Source organism: Halorubrum sp. Ea8 (assembly GCF_002252925.1).
Taxonomy (GTDB): Archaea; Halobacteriota; Halobacteria; order Halobacteriales; family Haloferacaceae; genus Halorubrum.
This window is the reverse complement of sequence record NZ_NHPF01000048.1, coordinates 1-16,472: the sequence shown is the minus strand read 5'-3', so window position 1 is coordinate 16,472 and position 16,472 is coordinate 1. Positions and strand designations below refer to the sequence as shown.

Annotated in this window: 18 protein-coding genes and 5 pseudogenes; 12 read left to right on the top strand and 11 right to left on the bottom strand. The window is 58.6% G+C overall.

The genetic code is table 11. From position 1 onward, the window contains the following. Window position 1 precedes the first annotated feature (1 nt). Window positions 2-349: a helix-turn-helix domain-containing protein gene (locus DJ74_RS03900; protein ID WP_394338287.1), complete on the bottom strand. Its 348-nt coding sequence runs from the start codon at window positions 347-349 to the stop codon at window positions 2-4. Window positions 350-577: 228 nt separating this feature from the next. Between DJ74_RS03900 and DJ74_RS03895 the strand changes: the two genes are divergently transcribed. The 3 genes from DJ74_RS03895 to DJ74_RS03885 all read left to right on the top strand — a co-directional run bounded on the left by DJ74_RS03895 (window position 578) and on the right by DJ74_RS03885 (window position 4,163). After that, window positions 578-1,468 (top strand): CPBP family intramembrane glutamic endopeptidase, encoded by an 891-nt coding sequence (locus DJ74_RS03895; RefSeq protein WP_254922132.1) that lies wholly within the window; start codon window positions 578-580, stop codon window positions 1,466-1,468. 251 nt (window positions 1,469-1,719) lie between these two features. After that, window positions 1,720-2,589, top strand: a complete 870-nt coding sequence (locus DJ74_RS03890) for an ABC transporter ATP-binding protein (protein WP_094524372.1) — start codon at window positions 1,720-1,722, stop codon at window positions 2,587-2,589. After that, window positions 2,586-4,163, top strand: coding sequence for an ABC transporter permease (locus tag DJ74_RS03885; protein ID WP_094526419.1), 1,578 nt, complete (start codon window positions 2,586-2,588; stop codon window positions 4,161-4,163). The genes DJ74_RS03890 and DJ74_RS03885 overlap by 4 nt, the downstream gene beginning before the upstream one ends. Before the next feature lie 21 nt (window positions 4,164-4,184). On the opposite strand, the gene DJ74_RS03880 is transcribed toward DJ74_RS03885, so the two are convergent. Beyond that, complete coding sequence (locus DJ74_RS03880; RefSeq protein ID WP_094526418.1) at window positions 4,185-5,195, bottom strand: hypothetical protein; 1,011 nt, start codon at window positions 5,193-5,195, stop codon at window positions 4,185-4,187. A gap of 183 nt (window positions 5,196-5,378) precedes the next feature. Here DJ74_RS03880 and DJ74_RS03875 point away from each other — a divergent pair, with 183 nt between their 5' ends. From DJ74_RS03875 to DJ74_RS19550, 3 genes and pseudogenes are all read left to right on the top strand, one after another. Then, on the top strand, window positions 5,379-5,750 hold the full coding sequence (locus tag DJ74_RS03875; protein ID WP_094526417.1) for a helix-turn-helix domain-containing protein: 372 nt from the start codon (window positions 5,379-5,381) through the stop codon (window positions 5,748-5,750). Next, a pseudogene (locus DJ74_RS19985) lies at window positions 5,747-5,809 on the top strand (type II toxin-antitoxin system PemK/MazF family toxin); the annotation flags it as partial. The gene DJ74_RS03875 and the pseudogene DJ74_RS19985, both read left to right, overlap by 4 nt. 129 nt (window positions 5,810-5,938) lie before the next feature. Then, window positions 5,939-6,426 (top strand): annotated as a pseudogene (locus tag DJ74_RS19550) (RNA-guided endonuclease TnpB family protein); the annotation flags it as partial. Here DJ74_RS19550 and DJ74_RS03865 read toward each other — a convergent pair. The 3 genes and pseudogenes from DJ74_RS03865 to DJ74_RS03855 all read right to left on the bottom strand — a co-directional run. Then, a pseudogene (locus DJ74_RS03865) lies at window positions 6,425-6,748 on the bottom strand (site-specific integrase); the annotation flags it as partial. The pseudogenes DJ74_RS19550 and DJ74_RS03865 overlap by 2 nt on opposite strands. Beyond that, window positions 6,745-7,203: a hypothetical protein gene (locus DJ74_RS03860; RefSeq protein WP_094526416.1), complete on the bottom strand. Its 459-nt coding sequence runs from the start codon at window positions 7,201-7,203 to the stop codon at window positions 6,745-6,747. The gene DJ74_RS03860 and the pseudogene DJ74_RS03865, both read right to left, overlap by 4 nt. Window positions 7,204-7,206: 3 nt before the next feature. Next, on the bottom strand, window positions 7,207-7,788 hold the full coding sequence (locus tag DJ74_RS03855; protein ID WP_094526415.1) for a hypothetical protein: 582 nt from the start codon (window positions 7,786-7,788) through the stop codon (window positions 7,207-7,209). Window positions 7,789-7,969: 181 nt separating this feature from the next. Between DJ74_RS03855 and DJ74_RS03850 the strand changes: the two genes are divergently transcribed. The 3 genes from DJ74_RS03850 to DJ74_RS19390 all read left to right on the top strand — a co-directional run bounded on the left by DJ74_RS03850 (window position 7,970) and on the right by DJ74_RS19390 (window position 9,263). Continuing rightward, entirely contained in the window at window positions 7,970-8,518 is a 549-nt protein-coding gene (locus DJ74_RS03850) for a PAS domain-containing protein (RefSeq protein WP_141212666.1), read from the top strand. A 190-nt stretch (window positions 8,519-8,708) separates the two neighbouring features. Beyond that, window positions 8,709-9,095 carry a response regulator transcription factor gene (locus DJ74_RS03840; protein WP_217900312.1) on the top strand — a complete coding sequence of 129 codons (387 nt, stop codon included), beginning with the start codon at window positions 8,709-8,711 and terminating at the stop codon, window positions 9,093-9,095. A gap of 42 nt (window positions 9,096-9,137) precedes the next feature. Next, window positions 9,138-9,263 carry a HalX domain-containing protein gene (locus tag DJ74_RS19390; protein ID WP_254922136.1) on the top strand — a complete coding sequence of 42 codons (126 nt, stop codon included), beginning with the start codon at window positions 9,138-9,140 and terminating at the stop codon, window positions 9,261-9,263. On the opposite strand, the pseudogene DJ74_RS18585 reads toward DJ74_RS19390, so the two are convergent. The 3 genes and pseudogenes from DJ74_RS18585 to DJ74_RS03825 form a co-directional block, all read right to left on the bottom strand. Continuing rightward, a pseudogene (locus DJ74_RS18585) lies at window positions 9,244-9,342 on the bottom strand (IS200/IS605 family transposase); the annotation flags it as partial. The gene DJ74_RS19390 and the pseudogene DJ74_RS18585 sit on opposite strands and share 20 nt — an antisense overlap. Before the next feature lie 734 nt (window positions 9,343-10,076). Beyond that, window positions 10,077-11,507, bottom strand: coding sequence for a Fe-S cluster assembly protein SufB (sufB, locus tag DJ74_RS03830; protein ID WP_094526413.1), 1,431 nt, complete (start codon window positions 11,505-11,507; stop codon window positions 10,077-10,079). A 174-nt stretch (window positions 11,508-11,681) separates the two neighbouring features. Further along, the gene (locus DJ74_RS03825) at window positions 11,682-11,978 is read right to left on the bottom strand and encodes a hypothetical protein (RefSeq protein ID WP_094524364.1); all 297 of its coding nucleotides are present in this window, start codon (window positions 11,976-11,978) and stop codon (window positions 11,682-11,684) included. A 390-nt stretch (window positions 11,979-12,368) separates the two neighbouring features. On the opposite strand from DJ74_RS03825, the gene DJ74_RS03820 reads away from it, so the two are divergent. Next, window positions 12,369-13,169 (top strand): sulfite exporter TauE/SafE family protein, encoded by an 801-nt coding sequence (locus DJ74_RS03820; RefSeq protein ID WP_094526412.1) that lies wholly within the window; start codon window positions 12,369-12,371, stop codon window positions 13,167-13,169. A gap of 105 nt (window positions 13,170-13,274) precedes the next feature. Here DJ74_RS03820 and DJ74_RS03815 read toward each other — a convergent pair whose 3' ends face one another. After that, window positions 13,275-13,961: an SCO family protein gene (locus DJ74_RS03815; RefSeq protein ID WP_094524362.1), complete on the bottom strand. Its 687-nt coding sequence runs from the start codon at window positions 13,959-13,961 to the stop codon at window positions 13,275-13,277. A gap of 96 nt (window positions 13,962-14,057) precedes the next feature. Further along, a complete protein-coding gene (locus tag DJ74_RS03810) occupies window positions 14,058-14,561 on the bottom strand; it encodes a helix-turn-helix domain-containing protein (protein ID WP_094526411.1) in 504 nt (167 codons plus the stop codon). A 115-nt stretch (window positions 14,562-14,676) separates the two neighbouring features. On the opposite strand from DJ74_RS03810, the gene DJ74_RS03805 reads away from it, so the two are divergent. Both DJ74_RS03805 and DJ74_RS03800 read left to right on the top strand, forming a co-directional pair. After that, window positions 14,677-15,036 (top strand): hypothetical protein, encoded by a 360-nt coding sequence (locus tag DJ74_RS03805; RefSeq protein ID WP_212589833.1) that lies wholly within the window; start codon window positions 14,677-14,679, stop codon window positions 15,034-15,036. 188 nt (window positions 15,037-15,224) lie between these two features. Then, window positions 15,225-15,854 carry a nitrous oxide reductase accessory protein NosL gene (locus DJ74_RS03800; protein WP_254921946.1) on the top strand — a complete coding sequence of 210 codons (630 nt, stop codon included), beginning with the start codon at window positions 15,225-15,227 and terminating at the stop codon, window positions 15,852-15,854. Window positions 15,855-16,265: 411 nt separating this feature from the next. Here the strand turns inward: DJ74_RS03800 and DJ74_RS19385 are convergent. Continuing rightward, a pseudogene (locus tag DJ74_RS19385) lies at window positions 16,266-16,472 on the bottom strand (cell division control protein Cdc6); the annotation flags it as partial.

Genomic DNA, 16,472 nt, shown 5'->3' with positions numbered 1-16,472 from the left:
ATCAGGACAACCCCTCGAATAGATCTGTGAAGCGGTCGGCAGGGTCGGTTGCCGAGCGCGTCACTGCTACTTCGCAGCTCCCATCAGCGAACGTGACCGTGACTGTCTCAACCGTAGCTGTATACCGCTTGTAGTGATGTCCGTCGGGGTCAAGTTCCTGCTGTTCAGCCACCAGCTCTGCTTCTTGTAACCGGTTGAGACGGCGGTACGCCGTCGCATCAGACATGTCACAGGCTGCACAGAGTTCATCGGCTGACATCGGTTCAATTGTGAGGTGAGCGAGGATCGCTCGCGCGTACTCGTCGTCGAGTACCGCCAAGACGACATCCTCGTCCTCATCCATACACATCCCACATCCGGGTAATAGTAAAAAGCCTGCTACGACTTCTGAGTTGGAAGCCGTGCCTGTGGTGATACGTCTACTGTGCCCCTTGGTGTGAATATGTCGTTACAAACGACACTTGATCGAACGGTACCGAATCGACTGCAACAGGGGTGGCGAATTCTCACCAGCCCAGTTTGGAATCACGATTCGAAACGGCTCCGCGCACCGCTACGTGCGCTGCTGCCACTCGTGATGACGTTTCTCGCCTTCGGAGTTGTTGTGACAGTCGTCCGAGGTCGGTTCGAACACCCACTACGAGAGGTGCTCGAATTCAGCCTGATGGCCGTGGTCCTCGTCGCAGCTGTGCTAATCGGAGCACGACTGTTTGACCGTCGACCGGCAGCAGAGTACGGGCTAGCGTTAGACAGCGAATGGCTACGGTCGTTCGCCGTTGGTGGGTTCATCGGGATTGTGATCAATGCCGGAACGTTGCTCACCGCGATTGCTGTCGGATGGGCAACCGTAACCGGATTCTTTCAAGGGTCCGATTCCCTCCCGTTCCTGTCAGCGATGCTTTTGGTGCTCGCATATACCGGCGTCCTGGCATCGTGGGAAGAGTTCATTTTCCGAGGAGCGATGCTGAAAAACCTCGCCGAAGGCGCCGATGGATACGTTCCACGATGGGTTGCCGTCGGCATCGCCCTCCTCATCAGCACTGGCATCTTCGCGTTCATGCACAGCGGCAAGGTTACTGGACCCGGTGGCTACAGCTATTACTTGCTGGCTGGGCTTATTTTCGGCTGTGTGTATGTTCTAACAGGGGACCTCGCTCTTCCGATGGGATTTCACGTGTTCTATAATTTCAGTATGAGTGCCGTATTCGGTCTCGGAGTCTCACAGCGGACTCCCGAAGTTTTTGTTCTCAATGTTAGCGGGCCGACAGTCTGGATCGGCGAAGAGGGGGTCCTCAGGATGCTTTTCGCAGCCGTCGGTGGGCTATTGCTTGTAGGCTACATCCGTTGGCGGGATGGCTCTCTTGATATCGATCACCGTATTACGCAGTGGACACCGAGAGCTGAAAACTCCGTGGGGGGGCGAGAAGCCGGTGCTGAAAACACTCACTCGCAAACTGATCAAGAGTGAAATCATTGAACGTGCATAGTCTAAAGAATGCTACTCCACCAGGGGATTCACTCAAACGCATCTTTGAGCTTCGAGAACCACTTTGCATGATTGTGACGAAGCCTTCGTATGATTAATTCCGTCCACCAGTATCGGCGGTTGCTTGCGGGTAGATTCATCGGTGGGACCACTGGCTTAACGGGATGTCTAAGCTTCAGTAGTGATTCCACAAGCACAAATTCCGAGACAGAACTCACGGTTTTGGCATACAAATGAACACGCTTTCTGTCGAGAACTTGGGGAAGCGCTACGGAGACACCTGGGCCGTCCACGGGATAGATCTCACGTTTGAACCCGGAGTTATCGGACTACTCGGACCGAACGGTGCAGGAAAGTCGACACTCATGCGGCTCATTACGACCGTTATTGAGCCTACAGAAGGTGCAGTCTACTGGAACGACACGGATACGACAAAGGTTCCACAGGCAATTCGCAGCATTGTCGGGTACCTCCCGCAGTCGTTCGGCGTGTATCCGAATTTGACTGCCGGTGAGTTCCTCTCGTATCTCGCTGCGATTCGCGGAGTCGGTAACGCTGAAGCCCGTATCGACGACTTGCTGGAACTGGTTAACCTCTCTGGGGCCCGAGAGCAACGCCTCGGTGAGTTCTCTGGCGGTATGCGCCAGCGCGTTGGAATTGCACAGGCGCTCCTAGCCGATCCGGATCTGCTCGTCGTAGACGAACCAACAGTTGGACTTGACCCCGAAGAACGCGTGCGATTCCGTAACGTCTTGGCCGATCTCGCGGACGAGCGGATTGTCATTCTTTCTACCCACGTCGTCTCTGATATCGAAGCGACAGCCAGCGACATCGCGCTGCTGTATGGCGGTGAAATCCTCGCTCACGACCAACCGGCCGACCTCCTTGCGGATGCCGATGGTGTGGTCTGGGAGTGGGTCGTTCCTCAGTCGCGCACCGAGGCCATCAGAGCCGACTACACGATCAGTAGTGCCACCCGCGGCAGAGACGGCGTTCGCGTCCGCGTGGTCAGTGAGACAGCGCCAGCACCCGAAGCCGAGAGCGTTGCGCCAACGTTAGAAGATGCCTATCTGCATGCGGTCGGAGGACACCCCCGGCCATGAGCTGGTCTCGTGATGCAGCCGCTGTCGCACTCGCAGATTTTCGAGAACGCTCCCGCACGTCGAAGCTTGTCGTCATTCCGGTCGTGTTGGCGTACTTTGCAAAGCTAGTCACCGTCGATTCGACGCTTGTCGTCGGCAATACGTACACCGGTGTTCCGACAGCCGCGTGGTACGGCGGGTTGGTCGCAGGTATCGGGACGACGGTGTTGCTGTTGTTCGGCTATCCGCTCGTTCACGGCAGCATCGCCTATGATCGTACCACGAATGTCGCTGAATTCGTAGCGTCTGCACCGTTGTCAAACAGTAGCTACCTCGTCGGAAAGTGGCTGAGTAACTTCACACTCCTGGCTGTGGTCACGACGCTTCTGTTCGGCGCGACCGCCGTGTCATTTCTGCTCCAAGGAACCGGCCCGTTCAATCTGGTCGATATGGCTCTCCCATTCATTTTACTGACACTTCCGACGATGGCAGTCGTGGCTGCCGCTGGTGTCTGTTTCGAAACGCTAGGTCCTCTCCGAGGCACTGGCGGGACCGCCCTCTACTTTTTGCTCGCGATTGCAGGCGTTATCGGTAGCATCCCACCTGAGTCCCCGGTTGATCTGACCGGCCTCGTGGCGTTGCGCCAGAGTATGGCGTCGTCGATCGCTGGCCAGTATCCGGGTTTTGAGGGCCCAATCGGTTCATTCGCGTACACAGATACTGCGACCGGCATGGAGATGTTCCGATGGGCCGGACTTTCGGTGGGCCCCGCTCTGGTCTCGCGTCTACCAATCTTTGTCATTATCGGTGGCTTGCTCGTCGTGAGTGTCTTATCCTTTGACCGGTTCGACGATACGCAAGCGTGGTCGTTTGGGCTGTTTGATCATGGATCATCAGACGCTGAAGCAACAGCCGAGCTGCCGTCTACTCAGTTGACCGAGATGTCTCGTTCAAGTTCTGACAGCGGTCCCTCGCTCGCGTCTGTCACGGCTAGCGGATTTCGTCTGCAGCGGGCATTCATAGCTGAGCTGAAAATGGCACTTCGGGGCCGGCGACGACTCTGGTATGTCGGTTGTATCGCCGCTCTCGTTGGTACGACTGTCGCCCCTCTCGGATCTCTCCGACCAACCGTGGTTCCGATCGCGTTGCTGTTGCCGCTCCCAGTGTGGTCACAATCAGGAGCACGCGAACAGATACACAGGACTCAGGAGCTGATTTTTGCCACCAGTAACCCGCTTCGACTGTTGGCAGTCTCGTATCTTGCCGGTGTCAGTGTTGGAACGGCCGTGATCAGCCCCGCGCTCGTTCGGTACGCTCTCGTCGGGAGTTCAATCGGGCTGGTCGGTGCGGTCACAGCGGTGCTGTTCCTCCCGGCGGCCGCTCTCGCCGCGGGCGTCTGGTCGGGTCGCCCAAGCCTGTTCGAGATCGGATATCTGGTAGCGTGGTATCTCGGGCCGATGAACGGACTCGGGCTGCTCGATTACGTCGGTGCCACGCAAGCCCCCGGATCTATTGCGATTCAGATCGGGTACTTGACCGCCGCAGTGATCGCACTCGTTATCGCTTCGATTGGTAGACGCCGGCAACTCGCGTAATCGAATTGGGTGCGCGCTGCGTCACGGCGTCACGATCAGGTCAAACCGATAGATTGTGTCTTGGTACTCGGCGACGACGTTTCGAAAATCAACTCGATCCTCGTAGCTATCTATTGGTTCAAGATCGCTGGCGATATTGAGTGCCTCTAAGACTTCGGAGAGACCGTCTGAGGGCGGTGCTCCCTCCTCGTACCGTCGCGGGTCTTCGCTGATCGCGTCGTCAATTACACTCCGTGCGGACTCGGAGAGACCGCTGGACCTCAGGTCGTGTTCGACGATTTCGGTTCTCGCGTACTCGTCGAATTCCCTGCGTGACTGTGTGATCTCGGTGACGGTATACGTCCACTTTGGAACCTGAACCCTTCGTTGCTCCGTAACTGGCCGGAAGTACGCTTCATTAACCTCGACAAAATCAAACGGAGCCGACGGGATAAGATCACTAGCGTCGGGATCGAGGCCGTGATGGAACTCCACGGTTTGCAACTCGTCGAATTCAGGGTCACCGAGGAATCCATCGTTTCCAGCATAGACCGCGTCAAGTGCTGCGTCAAGCACTCGTTCGTCTTGTGTTGACAGATCGAACGGACGAGTTTCAATTGTCGCGTCGTCAGGTGGCGTTTCATCGGTCCGCTCGACTGCAAAATGCCATCGTTCACGCTCAAGCCGCCGTTCGTCAGCAATCCGGACGTGATAGAAGCTATTGTTTCGCTGGCAGAATGTCGGGTACGGCTTCGTCTCTCTTCCCCACTCGTCCCGTCCTACGAGTGGCCACTGTTTGATAGTAACACTGCCCTGATCAAACAGTTCCGAAACGTACTGCGCTTTCATTTCGGCAGAAAAATCGACTCGCGTCACAGCTTCGATCTCCGTCAGGTCGGGCTTTAGATACGGCCGACCGACCGACGAAAGGTCCAGTTCGTCTGCAATAAGCGCGTACTCATCGAGACTACCTGAATTCAAACAACCGGCAGTTGAGGTCGTAACTGCGGAAGCGCCGAGCAGTTGGAGGGCGCGGCGGCGGGAACAATACATGTTCGGGCAAAAATACAATCCTCAAAACAAATTCTTTGTGGTTGATGTCTACACCTCATCGACGGGCGGACATAGGAACTTCCTCGAGCCGTCTTTCTACAAGCAGGGAATCCCGGCCTTTAGAATTTTCGGGGCTTTCACACCTAACACTCATTACGGTTGACACCGTATTTCTGCTCAACGATGTCCATCGACCGAGATACCTTCGAGAAGGCGAGCGAGGACGAACTCGAGGAACTTTCCGTCCCGGATCAGGTCCTCGGATTTCTCGCCGCCAACGATGATCGCGCGTTTAAGGCCCGCGAAATCGCCTCTCAGATCGGTCTCGATAAGGGCGCGGTCAGCACTGCGCTCTCGAGACTGAAGGACCGCGATCTCGTCGAACATAAAGCGACGTATTGGGCGATAACCGACGACACAGAGCGACTCGACGGCTACAGCGGGTACGAACGAGCGACCGCCCTGTTCAACCAGCAACTCGGTACTGAGGACAAGGAGTCTCGGCGCGAACACGCACCCGAGGAACCGCATCCGAGCGTCGAGGACGAACAGTGACCGACGAAGAGAGACCGATTTTCGAACGCGGCGACGTCGTCTACGGAGATGATCCGTTCAACTGAAGCGGTAGCGCGGAGTTCCCTTCCTCAAGGAGCGACCGAAGGGAGCGAGTAGGGAGGGGAGGAGCGCGTTCGTATCTGTCACAAACAATAGCATATAAATAGCCACTTGTTCACATTGAATACGTGGCAGACGACTACGTGCGTCGGACGGCAATCACTCACCTCTCGGTAGATGGCGAGCAACGCGAGTTGCTTGAGGAAACCATCTCCGAGTGGAAGCGTGGGTGCCAACTCGCCACGGACATGGCGTGGGGGAAATGTAGCGCCAAGAGCGACGTACAACCCCTCGCCTACGACGACGTGCGCGAACACACCGACCTCGGAGTCAGCACGCGATCCTCGCCACCCACCAAGCCGCACAAGCCATCTCCGGCTGCCTCGAACGCCGCTCGAACGGCAAGCAGGTCAGCAAGCCCACGTTTACCGCACCCACGGTAACGTACAACACTCGAACGATGACGCTGTTCGATGACGATACAGTGTCACTCTCCACGACGGAGAGTCGCGTCCGATGTGAACTTGCGCTTCCTGTAGCCGGGGATGGCTACCAACGACAGTATCTCGACTCCAACCACTGGAGCGTCACGGAAAGCACACTCACCGCTCGTGACACCACGCAGAGATATAGCGGTAATAGGTTTGTATCGTGTTCTGCTTGAGTCCCCGATCTCCGCCGAGATGTCGGGCGTACTCCCGGAAGACGCGTTCGTCGAGATCGTCGAAGGTCGGCTCGCGGTCGACGTCGTCGGGGACGATCCCGGTCCAGTCGTCGGCGCCGCGGTCGCCGGCGGCCCACTCGGCGAACCGGTCGAGCTCGCGTGCAGCGTTACGTCGATAGTTCCCACCGTCGCCGCCGCGGCCTTTCCCCTTGTCTTGGAGGTAGCGCTCGAAGGAACCCGTGAGTGACTGATCAGCGCGTTCTCGGGGTGTCATGGTTCCTCGTTAGCGTACTGGTAGGTCGGACGAATGTCCTCAAGGAGCTCTTCGACCATTTCCCAGAGAATCAGAGAGGGAGTCTCGTGTTCGAATGTGATCCCCCAGCGGTCCTCCGTATCGGCGACTGAGTACTGGAAGTGCGTCCGTCCCAGATCGGGATGGTCTTCGTCCTGGTGCCAGTCGGCGTGAAAGCTCGTGTTCGGGTCGGTGTAATTGATACGGAACCAATCGTGTGGGTCCTGTCGATACCACTTGACGGTCAGTTCCGGCGAATCGGGGCCTGTCGGGGGATCCAGGCGGGCCGGATCGAAGATCGCCCGCGGCTGCTTTGCCTCGATATCGTCAGGAACGTACTCGACGGCCGTGACCTGTGGAACACGGTCGAGGACGTCTCGCTTCAGCTGGGCGTAGAGGTTCGCGTTCGGATCACCACCTGGATGTGGAACCGACATTCGTTAGCTGCTGGCCTCAGCGGGCTCTGTCGTCGGCGCGAGGAAGTCCCATTCGCGGATGGCGAAGCCGACGATCTGGATACGCCGTTGAAGATGCTCCCACTCGCGGGCGATCTCACGGCGACGGTCCTCTTCGTCGGCATCGAGGGACTCCTCAGCGAGCGTGCCGCGAAGCTGGTTCGGCGACTCGACGCCGAATTCGTCCTCCAAGTCGCGGATCTGCGCCTTCATGTCGGCGAGACGGTCCGTGAGCTCCTCGACAGTGTGTCCGCTGTCCCGGAGGCGCATCGCCTCCTGCATCGTCTGACGCCGGTAATCGGGGTAGTACGTCGTGTGAGTACCGCTATCGTCACGGTGGAGGATGCCATCGTCGACGAGCCGTTCGAGGACGCGTTTGGTCGGCTCGTGTGACCAGCTCGCTTCGGAAGCGATCCAGTTGACTGTCCGCGGCTCCGACAGCTGCCGGGCGGTCATCCTCACGCGGTCCTCACCCGTGGTCTGGCGTTCAATCAGGCCCTCGGAGTTCGATTCGTCTTCGGTCATACAACACCGTTCGGGCTTTGTCTTAATATAGATTGAGGTCATTAGTCCTATACCGAATTCTATTCTTCGCCATCGCCTCGACCTCAGCTAAGGGTAGCCAGAGCAAACTCGGAGCCCGGTCTTGGCGGCTCTACCCTTGGGGAAGCGCCGTCCTGAGGCGATTGCAGCATTCCTGCTTCACCGACGGCGGCGGGGTACTTCAAAAGTGGTCGTGATTATCTGTGTGATCAGGGACATCTCAGCACGGAAGGCCCGCGAGCGCGAACTCGAACTCAAAGAACGGGCGATGGACGAAGCCAACGTCGGGATCCAGATCACCGATCCCACGAAGGCGGATAATCCGCTGGTCTACGTCAACGAGGGGTTCGAGCGGATGACTGGCTACACTCGCGAGGAAGCGATCGGGCGCAATCCGCGATTCCTCCAGGGAGAAGACACCGACTCCGAACAGGTGGCGCAACTCCGTGCGGCGATTGACGCCGAGGAGCCGACGTCACTCGAACTCCGGAACGAGCGGCGCGATGGAACGGCCTACTGGAATCGCATTTCGATCACGCCGGTGAGAGACGAGGACGACGTCCTACAGAACTACATCGGTATACAGCAGGACGTCACGGAACGCAAGGAGAGCGAGAGACAGTTCGAAGCGAGGAAAGACCTCCTCGGAGAGATTTACGAGACGACGACCGACTCGGAACTGACCTTCGAGGAGAAACTCTCGGAACTTCTGGAAGCCAGCAGGGACTACTTTGACCTCCCCTATGGTTTCTGACGCGCATCGAGACTGGCGAAGAGACGCCGCTCAATCACGGGCAGGGGCTCGGTCTGTGGATGGTTCGGATGATCGTGACTGGGGCCGGCGGTGACGCGTCGGTCGAGACGACAGATGACGGAACGGAGGTGTGTTTGCGGGTGCCGGCCAGCCGAACAGTGGGTAGCGGACTGTCTGTCGAGACGCCGAGATGACACCTGGGCAGTCGAACCGGGCGGTCGTCCTCGTCGTCGAGGACGACCGGAGCGTGGCCGACCTGTATACCGAGTGGCTCGAGGGGTGCTACGACGTCGAGACTGCCTACGATGGGACCGAAGCCCTCGAACAGCTGGACGAGACCGTGGACGTGGTGTTGCTGGATCGGATGATGCCCGGGCTCGCGGGGGGCGAAGTTCTCGAGGCGATCCGGGATGCCGATGTCAACCATCGGGTCGCGATGGTTTCGGCTGTCACCCCCGACCTCGACGTCGTCCAGATGGGATTCGACGCCTACCTCGAGAAACCGGTCGATGCCACAGCGCTGCACGAGACGGTCGACCGGATGCTGGCCCGCGCCGAGTACGACGAGAAGCTCTAGGAGTTGTTCTCGCAGATCGAGCGACAGGACACGCTCGAAGCAGTGAAAAGCCCGGCCGAACTCGAGACCAGCGAGGAGTACCGCTCGCTTACCGACCGCCTCGTGGCGGTGCAGAGGGACGTCGAGTCACTGTCGACTGAACTCCCGGACGATGACTTACCACGTTGACGAGTACCGATTGACGGTACTTCGGCAACCACACTATGTGCTAGTTGAGGTCGTAGCTCGCGTGGCGTGTGGTCTTCATCCGTGCTGTACATTATGCTCCGTCGTCATGTTAATACTCCCGATGAACCGTGGGAAATCCAGACGTGGCGTCGTCGGTGGGTGTGTAGGCTATTGCCCGCTTGACCCCCGCCTAAAGACGGGGGTATGCGCTCGTATCTTTATCACGTGGCATCACCTCTCGTGACTGGGACAGGACAGACGCGTTCTACTGTGTGTCTGGCCAGTACTGTTCATTGTGAGCTCTGAGCCGGCGCTGAGTCGCTGATCCTGATACCATGCGCGGTAACTCTCGTAGCAACGGCAGATGGAACTGACCACACTGTCTCAGTGGGCACGGTTACCTCATCGATCGCTAGACAGACGAGTTTCCCTTGTCCCCGCCGCGCCGCAATAACAAATTCAAACTGGCGTGATAGGTTGTCAGTCGCTGTCACGTGGACCGTTGAGAGCCCGTTCGCGCTCTCCCATGTTGTCGTGTCGACGACGCTGAGATCGCCTGCGGGAGTGACAGCAGTCGAGCCACAGGCTGGACAGGACCCTTCGTGCGGGGCCGTTCCGAGGTACCCGTAGTCGGTCTCACACGCAAAGCAGTGTTCCATGGTCTGTGACTAGTATCGGTCCACGATCGTCTCTGCGATGTGTGCCCGACCGGAACACGCTGGACAGGCAACTACGTCACCACCGTCTAACCCGAACACGGTCACAAACTGTTGTGAGACGTGTGCTCCGCAGTGGGCGCACTCAGGCATCGGATTACCCCAGCGAGCCCTCCATTTCGAGTTCGACGAGCCGGTTGAGCTCGACGGCGTACTCGATCGGCAGCTCTTCCGTGATGGGCTCGATGAAGCCCGAGACGATCATCTGTTTCGCGTCGTCGTCGTCGAGACCGCGCGACTGGAGGTAGAAGATGTCCTCGTCGCCGATCTTCCCGACGGTCGCCTCGTGGGCGACGTCGACCTTCGACTCGTTGATCTCCATGTACGGCATCGTGTCCGACGTCGACTCGTTGTCGAACATCAGCGCGTCACACTCCACGGCAGTCGAGGAGTTCTCGGCGCCGTCGGCGATGTGGACGAGGCCGCGGTAGTTCGTGCGGCCGCCATCTTTCGCGATCGACTTCGACTCGACGGTGGACTTCGTGTCCGGCGCGTTGTGGTACACCTTCGCGCCGGTGTCGATGTCCTGACCCTCGCCCGCGAAGGCGATGGTGATGTGGTTGTCGGAGGCGCCGCGGCCCTTCAGGATCGTCGAGGGGTACAGCATCGTCGCCTTCGACCCCATCGAGCCGGAGATCCACTCCATGCGCCCGCCCTTCTCGGCGATGGCGCGTTTGGTGTTCAGGTTGTACGTGTTCTTCGACCAGTTCTGCACGGTCGAGTACTGGACGTGGGCGTCCTCGTCGACGAACACTTCCACGCCGCCGCAGTGGAGATTGAACTTCGAGTACTTCGGCGCGGAACAGCCCTCGATGTAGTGGACTTCCGAGCCCTCCTCGGCGATGATGAGCGTGTGCTCGAACTGGCCCATCCCCTCGGAGTTCATCCGGAAGTACGCCTGCACGGGCATGTCGACGGTGGTGTTCTCCGGCACGTAGACGAACGATCCGCCCGACCAGATGGCGCCGTGAAGCGCCGCGAACTTGTTGTCGCTCGGGGGGACGCACTTCGTCATGAAGTGCTCGCGGACGAGCTCTTCGTGCTCTTGGACGGCCTCGTCCATGTTACAGAAGATGACGCCCTTCTCCTCCCACCGCTCCTGCATGTTCTGGTAGACGACCTCCGACTCGTACTGGGCGCCGACGCCGGAGAGCGCGTTCTTCTCGGCCTCCGGGATGCCCAGCTTGTCGAAGGTGTCTTTGATTTCGTCCGGGAGCTCGGTCCAGTCGTCCACGCCGGCGCGGACGTCGACGTCCGGCCGGATGTACGGGATGATCTCGTCGACGTCGACCTCGCTCAGGTCCGGCTGGCCGGGCCAGTCGGTCGGCATCGGCATCTCCTGGAACTGTTCGAGTGCGCGCAGGCGGCGCTCCAACATCCACTCCGGCTCGTCCTTGTCCTCCGAGATGACGCGGACCGTCTCCTCGGTGAGCCCCTTCTCGCTTTTGAAGGCGGAGTTCTCCTCCTTCTTGAACTCGAAACGAGCCTCGGTGTCTGTCTCTTTGAGATCGTCTTGTTTTGAACTCATCAAAGTATTCTTTAGAGACTACGAATATAAGTGTGGTGCGCTGGAACACTCTTCAGTAACTTATATTGGTTTCTTTAACGAAAATGAATAACTTTGTGTGATTTAATTCGGTTTCTCTACTTAGTAGAATTTAATATGTAACGAGAGGGCTATTCCGTAGAAACAGGGTCATCGTCACTCGTTAGCGAGAATGACTTGACAGCACTCAACCGCTGCTTCGATGTGGCGGTCGGCGACCACATCGCCTGTTTCGTCAGCCGACTCAAGCAGTGTAGCAACTTGCCGAACCCGTTTCCGTCTGGTTTGCGTGTCAAGGTCGTCACTGGTCGCATCGCGGGCGACGGCTTCAGCCTCTCCGAGCCATCGGTTCGTCGCTGGCGGGACTGGGCGATCTGCGGTCGCAGTCAGATGGGCCGCCAGTGCGTCGGCCGCAGCCCGCGGCTCGGTTGGGATGTCGATTTCGTCCGTCATCGTCTGTGTATTGGCGCCTACTGTGAAGAATTGTTCCGCCAAGAGCTACACTCCAGGTGCTTGCGAACGTCTCCAGCCGAGTGCGACCTCTTGTTAGCCTATCTTTCTACGAGGAGAGAATCCCGGCGTTTACAGTAGTTGCCGAACCTCTCAACACGCCGCATATTGAGGATACTGATCATCAAACTCGGCACATTCTATTTATACCTCTCTTTATTACTTATATAAATGAAGACCGTTGTTCACACCAGATCGATGGGCGATACAAGCTGATTCGGCAACTAATTTTACGGCGAGGAGGATGTCACAGTAGCACGTCCTCGGTATCTGTCCGGGCTTGTTCGAGAGACACACCAGACGACACAAATCCGTGCGCAACCGAGAACGACTATGATCGAGTCGCTCCTCCGGATTGACGTCGTCCTCTTCGTTCTCATCGGCGTGCTCGGCGGCGCACACTGTATCGGGATGTGTGGGCCGTTAGTGACGATGTACTCGAAGCAAATGAACCCGCAGCCAGACGGCGGGACGGTGACAGCCAACGACGGGCGTGCCGGTCATCTCACGACCTACGAGGTTCGCCAGCACTTCCTGTTCAACGTCGGACGAGCGACAACGTACGCAGTTCTCGGTGCCCTCTTCGGCGCGCTCGGGAGCGTCGTGTTCGTCACAGCTGATCAGCTGACACCGATCGCCGACCTCCTGCGAGGTGCTGTCGGTCTCGCGGTAGGGGGGTTCATTGTGGCGACGGGCGTTCAGTACGTCATCGGTGGAAGCGGAGGCGATATTCGTATCCCGGGCGTCCAGCGCGTCACGTCGTGGCTCGCAACGAGGGTTCACCGACACGTGAACAGCCCGAGTATTGTCGGGCTCGGCGCCGTCCACGCGTTTCTTCCCTGCCCGATGCTGTATCCCGCGTATCTGTTCGCCTTCGCGAGCGGCTCCCCGACCACCGGGGGAATCGCTCTCGGTGCCCTCGGCATTGGGACGATTCCGGCCGTCTTCCTCTATGGGACGATTATCCAGTCGATCGACGTTGCCCACCGGCGACGCGTTCATCGGCTACTCGGAGTGGTGTTCGTCGTGCTGGGGTACGTGCTGCTCGCGCACGGGCTGATGGCGCTCGGTGTTCACCTCCCACATCCGATGTTCCCGCATTACCAGCCCCTCGGGGGCGCGATGGGGCACTGACCGAGTACTGGCCACATTTCGCTGGCTCGATACAGGCGACGGGCTCCCTTCGTCGGCTACGATGCGGAAAACGACGGTAGCTGGCCTCCCGGAACTCACGAGCTGTCACGCGGTGGCCACTCGTTCGAGGTCGTCGACGAGCCGTTCGATGTCGGTTCGCGGCCCCCGTGAGTACGCCCGCTCGATGATCCCTTGTTTATTGGCGAGGATGATGAGCCCGTAGTGCGGGAAGCGATACGCTAAATTCTCGATGTCATCCGCCGGTTGCTTCTCGATCTTCAGACCGAAGTGCTCGTCGTGTATCTCTTGGGCCCGCTCGTAGGTCTCTGGGCGGAGGAAGTGCCAGTTACCCGCGTCGAGGTCAACCCCCTGCTGCCCGGCGTACTCGCGGAGGGCCTCGGGGGTATCACGCTCGGGATCGAACGTGGTGGGGAGAAACGCGACTTGGTCGCCGTACCCCGCCTCAGCGGCGGCCTCCTGTCCGCGACGAAGCCGGAGAATGAGTGCGGGACACACCCCGTCCGGACAGTTGGTGTAAAATGATGTCCACAGCACCGCGCGCTCGCCCTCGAACTGGGCCGTCGATATCTCCTCGCCGTGGATCGGGTCGGGGACGGTGAACTCGGGCATGTTGTCACCGTAGCTCGGGAATGACGCCTCGCTGAGGTCTTGCTCCGGCGGTCCGAGAACGGTTCCTTCGGCGCCACTACTGCCAAGGACACCAAGACAACCGGCAGTGCCGGCGGTGACTCCCGCGACGCCGGCCGTTTTACAGAAACTCCGTCGGTCCATACGTTCGCGTATCGGTCCCGCGGTCTTGAGGTATCTGGTGTGACCTTCGAACGCGCCACTTGCGCCCGATTCAGGCGGGTCCAGCTAGTCGGCTTCTTATTCGAAGAGGCTGTCGACGGTCCGAATGAACCGGTCGACGAGCCGGTCTGGCAGCGAGGGCGACACCACCTCAAGCAACTCAGCCGTGCGGTCCGGGCGGGTCAGCGTGATCGTCATCGGGCGGTCGTCGGACTTCGTGACGATCCCAGCGTCGCTGAGGGTCGAGACGTGCCACGAGACCGTGCTCCGCGCGAGGTCCAACTCTGTGGTTAGTGTTTCCGGGCGAAGAGGACCGTCCGCATGGAGCCGCAGTACGATCTCGCGGGCGGTCTCGCGTCGAAGGAACGCGAGCGCGCATCGTTCCCACGGGTCGAAGGTGGGATCGAAGTAATGAGCTCGACCAGCGATCCGCTCGACGATCAACTCCTCGTCGTTCACCAGTCGTCGGAGGTGATACTGCGCCTGTCCGGTGGCGATGTCCAGATCGCGTTCCACCTGGTTGAAGTGGACGCCGGGCGTCTCGCGGACGTGTCGTCGCACCCGATCTCTGGTCGTCGCCATCGTGAGTATTCGCCCGTGATCGGCTGAGAGATAAAACCTGTCGGGGCGTTCTCCTCGCACGGGAACGTTTCGCCCCGTGTCTTCTTATCACGTCGAACGCATACTGACCAGTGTCGTGATCGTATCGCTCATCTCCCGGACCGGCTTCTCGGCGCTCGTGCCACTCACCGTCCAAGGGTCGCCCGTGCTGCTGGCCGTCATCGCGTGCGCCGGGATCGGAACCGGTGCGCTGTTTCTCGTAAGTCTCGTCGCGTATCGACGCCGCCAGACCGGCCAGTACCGGCTGATCAGCGCCGCAGTTGGGGTGCTAGTCCTGCGGTCGCTGGTCGGCGCCGGGACTGTTCTGGGAGGTGTCCCGATGCCGGTTCACCACTTTATCGGACACAGCCTCGACTTCCTGATCGCTGCGATGATCCTATACGCTGTGTACGCCCACGCCCTAGGTTCGCTTGGTGAAGGCCTCACAAGCGACTAGCTCGGCTGAGTCCTCCGCAACCCGGCCCCAGTACATACTAATCGGTCTCAGATATCGTCCACTCTAGACTGTTCTGTGCGCTAGTTGATCTGGAGTAGACGCCTTCTGTGAGTGGTTTCTCTCCTAAGACAAACCGCGTTCGACAGCTGTACCAGAACCGTATTGATCCTATACGAAGAAATATGTCCATGGAATCTGAATCTGAATCGCATTTGGTATCGCGTCGACAAGCTATTCACACAGTCGGCTTGGGAGTCGTAATTGGAACGGCTGGCTGCGTTGGGGGATCCTCTGGCTCAAGTCCTGAACCGGTGGATTTGTCGGGTCAAAAGACGGACTATCAAGGTGGAATGGTGATCGGAGACCATGGGGGTCCTAATGGGCAAGTGTTCTACGCTGATACAGAACCAGAGCCCAGACAGGGGCCCGTACAAGGCACCGAAGGTACTGAGAAGCTTGCTTGGTTTCACACGCTCGCACACGGCCTCTTCCCGTACCATTTTAGTCTGGCAGCAGACGGTGCGGAGGCGACTGCGGTCTACGTCACGGACTATTCCCGTGTCGATTGGGAAATCCCTGAGGACACCGAGCGAAAGAAGATGCCAGCACCGACCGCACCCGATACATTCGCCGATGCGACGGGCCTCACATACGTCATCGAATCGGATGTAATGGGTGGAATGGGGCCAGATCTCATGCCGTTCTCGGAACCCAGCGAAGCTGAATCGTTCGCTGATAATTACGGCGGACGGACGATCGGGTACGACGACATCGATCGGTCACTCGTTGATGGAATCCAGATGACGGGGATGAACTAATTGACCCTTCTGATAGTGGAGATAGTGAGAATCACACAGGTTCTAGTCAAAGAATCTGACACGGTCGATCAGGAGCTAGAAGCGTTTTAGCCGGCAAAATCGTAACTATCATCCACGCGATGGCAACCTCAGAAAACGATTCGAAAGACAAGATAACCGTGTATCAAGAGCGGTTGGATGCACTCGACGCGACACTCGCATCGAAAATGGACCGTTGGAGCTGCCGATTTTGGAATGATAACCGCGTCGGCAGTCGGCGTATATCACTGAACTCGCGCTGGAGGATCGGCAGTAGTGCCAGACTTCGGGCTTGTGAGTCATATCTCTATGATGAGGACCTCGAACTATTTCGCACTGCATCTGAAACAGCCGGTTGATAAGGAGTACGAACTGGCTGTGCGGACCGGACTACTAATCCCGCAACCGTCTCTTCACGACCTCCCCAAGTTCTTTCGTAGGTATCTCTTGGAGTCGTTCGTCTTCGCTCAATGTATCTAGAACAGCCCCAACGGGCTCGGTGAACTTGAAAACCAAGTGGACACCCGATTTGAATCCACCACTGACCCGTTCGCTTTCCAGAACACCGTAGGTCCCGGCCTTATAGAGATTCGAGGAGAA

What these genes read in the sequence shown, in the direction of transcription:
- DJ74_RS03900 (WP_394338287.1), bottom strand. Translation starts at nt 349, where the DNA reads ATGTGTATGGATGAGGACGAGGATGTCGTCTTGGCGGTACTCGACGAC.
- DJ74_RS03895 (WP_254922132.1), top strand. Translation starts at nt 578, where the DNA reads ATGACGTTTCTCGCCTTCGGAGTTGTTGTGACAGTCGTCCGAGGTCGG.
- DJ74_RS03890 (WP_094524372.1), top strand. Translation starts at nt 1,720, where the DNA reads ATGAACACGCTTTCTGTCGAGAACTTGGGGAAGCGCTACGGAGACACC.
- DJ74_RS03885 (WP_094526419.1), top strand. Translation starts at nt 2,586, where the DNA reads ATGAGCTGGTCTCGTGATGCAGCCGCTGTCGCACTCGCAGATTTTCGA.
- DJ74_RS03880 (WP_094526418.1), bottom strand. Translation starts at nt 5,195, where the DNA reads ATGTATTGTTCCCGCCGCCGCGCCCTCCAACTGCTCGGCGCTTCCGCA.
- DJ74_RS03875 (WP_094526417.1), top strand. Translation starts at nt 5,379, where the DNA reads ATGTCCATCGACCGAGATACCTTCGAGAAGGCGAGCGAGGACGAACTC.
- DJ74_RS03860 (WP_094526416.1), bottom strand. Translation starts at nt 7,203, where the DNA reads ATGTCGGTTCCACATCCAGGTGGTGATCCGAACGCGAACCTCTACGCC.
- DJ74_RS03855 (WP_094526415.1), bottom strand. Translation starts at nt 7,788, where the DNA reads ATGACCTCAATCTATATTAAGACAAAGCCCGAACGGTGTTGTATGACC.
- DJ74_RS03840 (WP_217900312.1), top strand. Translation starts at nt 8,709, where the DNA reads ATGACACCTGGGCAGTCGAACCGGGCGGTCGTCCTCGTCGTCGAGGAC.
- sufB (WP_094526413.1), bottom strand. Translation starts at nt 11,507, where the DNA reads ATGAGTTCAAAACAAGACGATCTCAAAGAGACAGACACCGAGGCTCGT.
- DJ74_RS03825 (WP_094524364.1), bottom strand. Translation starts at nt 11,978, where the DNA reads ATGACGGACGAAATCGACATCCCAACCGAGCCGCGGGCTGCGGCCGAC.
- DJ74_RS03820 (WP_094526412.1), top strand. Translation starts at nt 12,369, where the DNA reads ATGATCGAGTCGCTCCTCCGGATTGACGTCGTCCTCTTCGTTCTCATC.
- DJ74_RS03815 (WP_094524362.1), bottom strand. Translation starts at nt 13,961, where the DNA reads ATGGACCGACGGAGTTTCTGTAAAACGGCCGGCGTCGCGGGAGTCACC.
- DJ74_RS03810 (WP_094526411.1), bottom strand. Translation starts at nt 14,561, where the DNA reads ATGGCGACGACCAGAGATCGGGTGCGACGACACGTCCGCGAGACGCCC.
- DJ74_RS03800 (WP_254921946.1), top strand. Translation starts at nt 15,225, where the DNA reads ATGGAATCTGAATCTGAATCGCATTTGGTATCGCGTCGACAAGCTATT.